Origin of the sequence: Catenulispora subtropica, from assembly GCF_039531675.1 — a bacterium.
GTDB classification, from domain to species: Bacteria; Actinomycetota; Actinomycetes; order Streptomycetales; family Catenulisporaceae; genus Catenulispora; species Catenulispora subtropica.
Genome location: NZ_BAAAQM010000084.1, coordinates 25149 through 33484 on the forward strand (window position 1 = coordinate 25149; position 8336 = coordinate 33484).

Sequence of the window (8336 nt, forward strand, 5' to 3'; positions counted from 1 at the left end):
TAAGCGGGGCAGACAGCAGTGAGCAAGGACCGTACGACCCCGGGTGCCGCCGCGCCGACGGGCGCCGGACCGTTCGCCGGTGGGCGCGGGGCCGGCCCCACCCGCCTGCCCACCACCACGCGCGAGCGCAAGCCGGCGCTGGCGGCGCTGGCCGTCCTGCTCATCCTGGCCGGGGCGCTGGCGACGATGCTGCTCGTGAACCGGTCGGGGAACCGGATCTCGGTGGTGAAGGTCGGCGGCACCTCGATCGCGGCCGGGTCGAAGCTTAGCGCGGACCAGTTCGAGGAGGCCAGCGTCGCCGCGGACTCCAGCATCAAGTACGTGCTGTGGAGCCAGGTCGGCCAGCTGAACAACCAGGTCACGTACAACACCCTGGTCAAGGGTTCGCTGCTGACCACCGACATGCTCGGCAACCAGTCCAACGGCACCGTCGACTTCCCGCCAGGCTCGTCGCTGATGGGCATCCAGATCAAACAGGGCCGCTACCCGACGCAGCAGATGAACATCGGCGACAAGTTCACGCTCTACACCGACACGGTCACCGCCGGCGGCAACGGGCAGCAGAGCACGTCCACCGGCTGGCAGAGTCAGGGCACGGTGACCCTGGTGGCCCGGGACAACGCCGACACGATGACCGCGACCATCTCCGTACCCACCGACAAGGTGCTGGCGATCGCGAACGCCACCGACCTGATGCTCACCAAGTCGTACTGAGGCAGCCGAGAAGCATGTCCCTGATCGTCCTGGCCTCCGACAAGGGCTCCCCCGGCGTGACCACGACCGCGGTGGCCCTGGCCGGCGTGTGGCCGCGCCGCGCGATCCTCGCCGAGTGCGACCCGTCCGGCGGTGACCTCGTCTACCGCACCCCCGCGGAGAGCGGCGCCCCGCTCAACCCCAACATCGGCATGCTGTCGCTGGCCACCACCGCGCGCCACGGCCTGTCCGCGCACCAGCTCGAGGCGCACCTGCAGCGCATGCACGGCGGCCTGGAACTGGTCGTGGGCCTGGCCACCGGCGACCAGTCGGCGGGCCTGGCCGGCCTGTGGACCGCCCTGGGCCGGGCCTTCGACAGCCTCCCGGACGCCGACGTGATCGCCGACGTCGGCCGCGTCGACGCCACCAGCCCCGCCCTGGACCTGCTGGCCGGCGCCGCCCTGGTGGTCCTGGTCGCCCGCACCTCCGCGGAGCAGATCGCCCACGTCCGCGACCGCGCGCTGTCCCTGCTCCAGCGGGTCGGCGGCGGCACCGCCACCGCGGGCGGCGGCCTGGGCGTCCCGATCGGCGTGCTGCTGATCGTCGACCCCAAGCAGCGCGCCCGCGTCACCGCCCAGGTGGACGAGCTGCTGCGGAACAGCGGCCTGCCGGTCAAGGTGATCGGCACGGTCGCCGACGACCCCGACGGCGCGGACCTGATCAACGGCCGGGGCCGCGGGCGCCTGGACCGCACGCTGCTGATCCGCTCCACGCGGGAAGTGGCGCTGGACCTGTCGCGGATGTACTCGGCGGGGTCACAGGGCCCTGCGATGCCGGGGCAGATGCCGCAGCCGTTGTCGCAGCCGCAGCCGACGCCCCCACCGCAGTCTCAGCAGGCACCGCCGCCGATGCAGCAGATGCCGCCGCCTCAGCCGCAGCCCGCACCGGGTACGGCGTATGCGCCGCCGGCCAGGCCCCAGCAGCCGACGGCGGCTCCGCGGAACCCTCGGCCCAGCCGTCCGACCGAGCCGACCGTGTGGCCCGGCGAACAGCCTCCGGCGCCGAGGCCGCCCTACGACGTGAACGGTCCGTTCCCGCCCGGCCGGCAACCGCCTCCTTCGGCGCACGAGGGCTTCACCTCCGTCACCCTCGGCGGCGGCCCCGACCCGCACCACGGTGTCGCGGCGCCACCGCCCGGCCTGACTCCGGTCCAGCACGAGCAGCGTGATCCGCGCGATCCCCGCCCGGCACGCGGTGAGATACCCCCCGGGCCCGGTGGCCACCGCGCCGGACCGCCCTCGCCCGGGGGTGGCCGCTGATGACCGCCGTCGACCACGGCCTCGTCAAGCGCCTCCGCCAGGACGTCGGCGACCGGCTGGCCGAGCAGCGCCGCCTGGACCAGGCCTCCGGGCTGCCGCCGATGACCGGGGAGGACGAGCGGCAGTTCGCGCGCGCCCTGGTGGCGCAGGCGCTGGAGGACCACGCGCGGGCCGAGATCACGTACGGGCGCACGCCGCCCAACGCGATGGAGGAGGAGGCGCTCGCCGCCGCGGTGCACGCCGCGCTCTACGGCGTGGGCCGGCTGCAGCCGCTGCTCGACGATCCGGACATCGAGAACATCGACATCAACGGCTGCGACCGGGTGTTCATCGGGTACGCCGACGGCCGGGAGGCCGAGGGGGAGCCGGTCGCGGACAACGACGAGGAGCTCATCGAGCTGATCCAGGTGCTCGGCGCCTACTCCGGACTGTCGTCGCGGCCCTTCGACACCGCGAACCCGCAGCTGGACCTGCGGCTGCCGGACGGGTCGCGGCTCTCGGCGGTCATGGACGTCACCCGGCGGCCGGCGCTGTCCATCCGGCGGGCGCGGCTGGGCAAGGTGTTCCTGCGCGACCTGGAGCACAACGGCACCGTGCTGCCCGAGCTCGGCGCCTTCCTGCGGGCGGCGGTGGCGGCGCGGAAGAACATCATGATCGCCGGGTCCACCAACGCCGGGAAGACCACGCTGCTGCGCGCGCTGGCCAACGAGATCCCGGCGCACGAGCGGCTGATCACCGTCGAGCGCGCCCTGGAGCTGGGCCTGGACCAGTTCCCCGACCTGCACCCGAACGTCGTCGCGTTCGAGGAGCGGCTGCCGAACTCCGAGGGCCACGGCGCGGTGTCGATGGCCGAACTGGTGCGGCGCAGCCTGCGCATGAACCCGTCGCGGGTGATCGTCGGCGAGGTGCTCGGCGACGAGATCGTCACCATGCTGAACGCCATGTCGCAGGGCAACGACGGCTCGCTGAGCACGATTCACGCGAACTCCTCGCTGGAGGTGTTCAACCGCATCTCCACCTACGCCCTGCAGTCCCAGGAGCGGCTCCCGGTGGAGGCCAGCCAGATGCTGATCGCCGGCGCCGTCAACTTCGTGGTCTTCATCACCCGCCGCAACGCCTGGCACCACGGCGGCACGCTGCAGCGCATGGTGACCTCGGTCCGCGAGGTGAACGGCATCGACGGCCGGGTGCTGTCCTCGGAGGTGTTCGCCGAGGGCCCGGACGGCCGCGCCGTGGCGCACGCCCCGATCGCCTGCCTGGACGAGCTGTCGCAGTTCGGCTACCAGGGCCCGACCCAGTTGCACCACGCCCCGGGATGGAGGTGAGGCGGTGGACTCCGCGCTGTACAACATCTCGACGCTGGAGGCGCTCGGCGTCGGCGCCGGGATCGGCGGCGGCACCGCGCTGCTGATCGCGGCGCTGCGCGGGTTCCCGGCCAAACCGGACGAGGCCCCGAAGCGGGACGCCGGCGACGTCATCAGGTTCCTGTCGACGCGGGCCGCGACGGCCACCGTCGTGGGCGCCGTGGTGCTGGCCGCGACCCGCTGGCCGACCGCGGCGATCGCGGCCGGCGTCCTGGTCTTCTTCTGGAACCAGCTGTTCGGCGGACTGGCCGCCGAGCGCGCCGCCCTGGCCCGGGTGGAGGCGCTGGCCAGCTGGACCGAGAGCCTGCGCGACACCATCGCCGGCGCCGTCGGCCTGGAACAGGCGATCCCGGCCACCGCCCGGGCCGCCGCCCCGGCGATCCGCGAGCACCTGCACACCATGGTGGACCGGCTGCGCGCCCGCATGCCGCTGCCGCAGGCGCTGGAGTACTTCGCCGACGACATGGACGACGCCTCGGCCGACCTGGTGATCGCCGCGCTGATCCTGAACGCCCGGCTGCGCGGCCCGGGCCTGCGCGAGGTCCTCGGCGCGCTGGCGCAGTCCTCCCGCGAGGAGGTGGACATGCGGCAGCGCGTGATGGCGCAGCGCAGCTCGACGCGGCGCAGCGTGCAGATCGTGGTCGGGGTGTCCGTCGCGGTGGTGCTGGGCCTGGCGATCTTCAACAAGTCCTTCGTCGAGCCCTACGGCACGGTCACCGGGCAGATGGTGCTGCTGCTGGTGATCGGGCTGTTCGCGGCCGGCTTCTTCTGGTTGCGCAAGCTGTCCTCGATCGAGACGCCGGCCCGCTTCCTGCAGCGGGCCCGCGGCGGCTCGTACGGCACGGTGCCCGAGCAGCGGGGCGGCGGTGATCCCCGATGACGTACCAGGCACTGGCCGGGGCGCTGGTCGGACTGGGACTGTTCCTGTTCATCAGGGCCCTGATCCCGAACAAGCCGGACCCGATGCAGGCGGTCGCCCGGATCGACGCGCTGCGCCAGCAGACCACCTTCACCCCGCACACCCCGGCCGAGAAGCCCACCGGCCTGGCCAAGATCCGCCAGGACCTGGGCACGTCGGTCAACGAGTTCTACCTCCGCCAGGGCTGGCAGATCCGCTCGATCCGCGCCGACCTGGCGATCCTGGACCGCTCGGTGGAGCAGTTCCTGGCCACCAAGCTGCTGCTGGCGGCCCTGGGGATCATCTTCGGCCCGTTCGTGTTCGCCGCCTTCTATATCGTCGGCCTGCACCTGACACCGACCGTGCCGGTGTGGCTGGCCCTGCTGTTCGGCGCCGTGTTCTTCCTGCTGCCGGACCTCGAAGTGAAGAACCAGGCCGCGGACAAGCGCCGCGACTTCCGCCGGGTGCTGGGCGCCTACCTGGACCTGGTGGCGATGAACCTGGCCGGCGGCCGCGGCCTGCCGGAGGCGCTGATGTCGGCGTCCGAGGTCTCCGACGGCTGGGCGCTGCGCCGGATCCGGGACGCCCTCACCGACGCCCGCGTCACCGGCGTCTCGCAGTGGAACGCCCTGTCCCACCTCGGCGACGAACTGGACATCGACGAGCTCAAGGATCTGGGCGCGGCGCTGGCCCTGGTCGCCGAGGACGGCGCGAAGGTCCGCGAGTCGCTGGCGGCGCGCGCCGAGACGATGCGGCACCGCGAGCTGTCCGAGATCGAGGGCGCGGCCGGGGCGAGGTCGCAGTCCATGCTCGTGGCGCAGATGCTGCTGTGCGCGGGCTTCATGGTTTTCCTCTTGTACCCGGCGATGGCGCGGGTCATGGGCTCTATCTAGCGGCGTCCCGAAGACCTAGGAGAAACACAGAGATGAAGGCTCAAGTCATCACCACCGAGTACGCCGGCCTGTACCCGGTCCAGCCGTGGCAGCGGGTCGTCGGAGCCGCTTCGCAGACGGCTGTCGTCGACGCCGCGCCGGAAGCGGAGGCGATGCCGGCGGCGGCGGCCGCGCCGCGCAAGGCCGCCGACCGTGGCGCTTCCGCCGTCGAGTGGGTCGTCATCACCGGCATCGTGGTGGCGATCGTCGCCGGCGTGGGCTGGGGCATCAGCAAGGCCATCTCCGGCAAGGCCGACGACGCCTGCAACAAGATCAACAGCGCGGGTGACAACGTGGCCGTGACCGGCGGGAACACCGGTGGCGGGAACGCCGGCACGACCGGCGGCAGCGGCGGCGGCTGCAAGTAGCGGCCGACAGACAGCAGACGGCGGACGGCGGACGGCGGACGGGGTGGACACGGCGACGGAGCCGGAGACGGAACCGGAGACGGAGCAGGAGCCACGCGGCGAGGGTCCGCCGCGCGGCCGGTTCTCGCTCCGCGGCGACCGCGGCATGACCGCGGTCGAGTTCGTCGTCCTCACCCCGCTGCTGTTCCTGGTGCTGATGCTGACCGTGCAGTTCGCGCTCTACCTGTTCGCGAAGCAGGCCGCGACCGCCGCGGTGCAGAGCGGCGCCCGCACGGCCCGCGAGGAGGCCGCGTCCAAAGGCTGCGAGTCGGCCACCGGCACCTGGTCCCAGGACGCGGTCACGGCCGCGACCGACCGCGCCCGTGACCTCGGCGGCCAGCTGGTGCTGAAGCCGGTGGTCACGACCGCCTACACGGTCGACCCCCTGCTGGACGCGGACTGCCGGATCTCGCTGGTGACCGTGGCGCTGCACTCGCAGGTGCCGTCGGTGTTCCCCGGCTTCGGGATGACGATCGACGTGCACGCCGGCGGTCCGCTGGAGCAGCCGGTGAGGCACCCGTGACGGCGGAACGTGAGCGCGGGCGCGCCCGAGACGCCGGCGTGTCCTCCGTCGAGGTGGTGCTCCTGGCTCCGTTGATCGTCATGATGATCCTGCTCATCGTCGCGCTCGGCGTGATGGTGAACGTCCGCAGCCAGGTCGCCGGGGCCGCCCGGGACGCGGCTCGCGCCGGTTCCCTGCAGGGCGGCGGCGGGGCCGCGGCGAAGCAGGCGAAGGACGCGGCCGACGCCGACCTGGGCTCGCGGTGCCAGGGCTCCGCGAAGGTCGACAGCCTCTACGTCCCGCCGGTCGGGGCCGGCGCCGGCGGCTACTACCGGGTGACCGTGACCTGCACGGTCGACATGTCCGGGTTCGGCGTCTTCGGGGCGCACCAGACGTTCACCAAGACGTTCAACGCGCCGATCGACCCCTTGCAGAACTTCGTGCCCGGTGACGTGGCGACCACCACCGTGGCGCCGCCGAGCAGCGAGCCGAGTCCGACCAACACCCAGTTCACGGCGCCGAGCTGGAACTCCCCGACGCCGCCCACATCGCCGTCGTCCACGCCGAGCACCGGCGCCACGCCCAGTACCGGGAAGAAGACCACCCCACCGCCGCCGACCCCCACCGGCCCGACGAAGGCAGGGCACTGATGCGGGCGCGCCTGGAGCGGCTGCGCGCGGCCGCGCGCGACGACCGCGGCTCGCTGAGCATGGCCGTCGTCATCTGGGCCCCGGTGGTGGTGCTGCTGATGGCGTTCCTGGTCGACGTCGGACTGCTCATCTCCGAGCGCACCGACGCCTCGGACCTGGCCGACCAGGCCGCGCGCAAGGTCGCGCAGAACGTCGACCAAGCCTGGCTCAAGACCCACAACACGCGCGGGCCCAACGGCGAGAGCCCGGGTATCAGGGTGGACGTCGACCCCGGCACCGGGGACTGCGTCCCGATCGCGAAGCAGTACCTTGTTGACAACGGGGTACAGGACGCGACGATAGCTTCGTGCCAGGTCACCGGGAATCCGACTGCGCAGGACCTCTACGTCAACCCACGGATAACGGTCACGCTACGAATGCAGTACAAGCCTCTGTTCGTCGGATTCGCCCTTAAAGGGGACAGTACTGTCACGGGGACGGGTACCGCCACACCTGTGATACCGAAGTAGGGAAGGGGGCGCGGACAGACATGGCACGCAACGACTCGGACCGACAGTACCTCGCGCCGCAGGGCCCGCCGCCCGGCGGCCCGCAGCAGACACCGGTCGCCCTGAAGCGGCGCCGCAGCGCCGGCGACGTCCTCACCGGCCTGGCCGCCCTGCTGGCGTTGCTGGTGCTGGTGGCCGGCGTGCCCCTGGCCCTGGCCTCCTTCATCGGCTGGCCGCTGCCGCACTCCATGCCGCACGGCAACCTGCTGAACGCGAAGATCGACACCAAGACCTTCACCAACGTGCTGGCGGTCCTGGTCTGGCTGGCGTGGGCGCAGTTCACGGCCTGCGTCGTCGTCGAGGCCGTGGCCGCCGCGCGCGGCATCGGCATGCCCGGACACGTACCGCTGTCCGGCGGCAGCCAGCTGCTGGCCCGCCAGCTGGTCGCGGCGGTGCTCCTGATCACCGCGTCCGCGGCCTCGTTCGCGCCCGGCCTGTCCTCGCTGGGCCGCACCCACGACGACGGCGGGCCGGCCAAGGCGTCGACCGTCGCCACCCAGGTGATCCAGCACGGCACCCGGGCCGACCGTCCGGCGCCGCCCGGCGGCGCGCAGACCACCGCTCAGCGTTCGGCCGCCGCGATCGACAGCCGCGCGGCCACCGCCACCGCCGCCACCGCGAGCAAGGGCGCGACGAAGTTCTACCGGGTGCAGCCGCCGGCCGGGCGGCACCACGACTCGCTGTGGGAGATCGCGCAGCGGCACCTCGGCGACGGCCGGCGGTACCAGGAGATCTACGACCTCAACAAGGACCGGGTGCAGCCCGACGGCTCGATGCTGACCAAGGCCTCGCTGATCCGGCCCGGCTGGATCCTGGAGATGCCGGCCGACGCGGTCGGCGGCGACCTGGTCGGGAACCCGTCGCACACCGCGCCGGCGGACGCCGGCAACCCGTCGCGCGGCGGGGCCGCGGCGCAGCAGATACAGGTGGCGTCGGCGCCGGCCGGCGGGCACCACGGTGCTCCCGCCGAGCCGGTGGACGGCGGGCCGGGCGGCTCCGGCGACTCGGGAGCCCTCGGCGGCG

At 72.8% G+C, this 8336-nt stretch carries 10 protein-coding genes; all 10 read left to right on the forward strand.

What is annotated here, in order from left to right:
- Nucleotides 1-18 precede the first annotated feature (18 nt).
- Entirely contained in the window at nt 19-714 is a 696-nt protein-coding gene (locus ABD466_RS41625) for a hypothetical protein (RefSeq protein WP_344662832.1), read from the forward strand.
- Between the two features lie 14 nt (nt 715-728).
- Nucleotides 729-2012 (forward strand): hypothetical protein, encoded by a 1284-nt coding sequence (locus ABD466_RS41630; RefSeq protein ID WP_344662833.1) that lies wholly within the window; start codon nt 729-731, stop codon nt 2010-2012.
- Entirely contained in the window at nt 2012-3337 is a 1326-nt protein-coding gene (locus tag ABD466_RS41635) for a TadA family conjugal transfer-associated ATPase (protein ID WP_344662834.1), read from the forward strand. Before ABD466_RS41630 ends, ABD466_RS41635 begins: the two co-directional genes overlap by 1 nt.
- Nucleotides 3338-3341: 4 nt before the next feature.
- On the forward strand, nt 3342-4256 hold the full coding sequence (locus tag ABD466_RS41640; protein ID WP_344662835.1) for a type II secretion system F family protein: 915 nt from the start codon (nt 3342-3344) through the stop codon (nt 4254-4256).
- The gene (locus tag ABD466_RS41645; protein WP_344662836.1) at nt 4253-5167 is read left to right on the forward strand and encodes a type II secretion system F family protein; all 915 of its coding nucleotides are present in this window, start codon (nt 4253-4255) and stop codon (nt 5165-5167) included. Before ABD466_RS41640 ends, ABD466_RS41645 begins: the two co-directional genes overlap by 4 nt.
- A gap of 32 nt (nt 5168-5199) precedes the next feature.
- Nucleotides 5200-5574: a hypothetical protein gene (locus ABD466_RS41650; protein WP_344662837.1), complete on the forward strand. Its 375-nt coding sequence runs from the start codon at nt 5200-5202 to the stop codon at nt 5572-5574.
- Nucleotides 5575-5617: 43 nt separating this feature from the next.
- On the forward strand, nt 5618-6136 hold the full coding sequence (locus tag ABD466_RS41655; RefSeq protein ID WP_344662838.1) for a TadE family protein: 519 nt from the start codon (nt 5618-5620) through the stop codon (nt 6134-6136).
- Nucleotides 6133-6765 (forward strand): TadE family protein, encoded by a 633-nt coding sequence (locus tag ABD466_RS41660; RefSeq protein WP_344662839.1) that lies wholly within the window; start codon nt 6133-6135, stop codon nt 6763-6765. Before ABD466_RS41655 ends, ABD466_RS41660 begins: the two co-directional genes overlap by 4 nt.
- Nucleotides 6765-7274, forward strand: a complete 510-nt coding sequence (locus ABD466_RS41665; RefSeq protein WP_344662840.1) for a TadE/TadG family type IV pilus assembly protein — start codon at nt 6765-6767, stop codon at nt 7272-7274. The genes ABD466_RS41660 and ABD466_RS41665 overlap by 1 nt, the downstream gene beginning before the upstream one ends.
- A 20-nt stretch (nt 7275-7294) precedes the next feature.
- A partial coding sequence (locus ABD466_RS41670) for a LysM peptidoglycan-binding domain-containing protein (protein WP_425558872.1) occupies nt 7295-8336 on the forward strand: 1042 nt, incomplete at its 3' end.

What these genes read in the sequence shown, in the direction of transcription:
- ABD466_RS41645 (WP_344662836.1), top strand. Translation starts at nt 4,253, where the DNA reads ATGACGTACCAGGCACTGGCCGGGGCGCTGGTCGGACTGGGACTGTTC.
- ABD466_RS41635 (WP_344662834.1), top strand. Translation starts at nt 2,012, where the DNA reads ATGACCGCCGTCGACCACGGCCTCGTCAAGCGCCTCCGCCAGGACGTC.
- ABD466_RS41630 (WP_344662833.1), top strand. Translation starts at nt 729, where the DNA reads ATGTCCCTGATCGTCCTGGCCTCCGACAAGGGCTCCCCCGGCGTGACC.
- ABD466_RS41665 (WP_344662840.1), top strand. Translation starts at nt 6,765, where the DNA reads ATGCGGGCGCGCCTGGAGCGGCTGCGCGCGGCCGCGCGCGACGACCGC.
- ABD466_RS41650 (WP_344662837.1), top strand. Translation starts at nt 5,200, where the DNA reads ATGAAGGCTCAAGTCATCACCACCGAGTACGCCGGCCTGTACCCGGTC.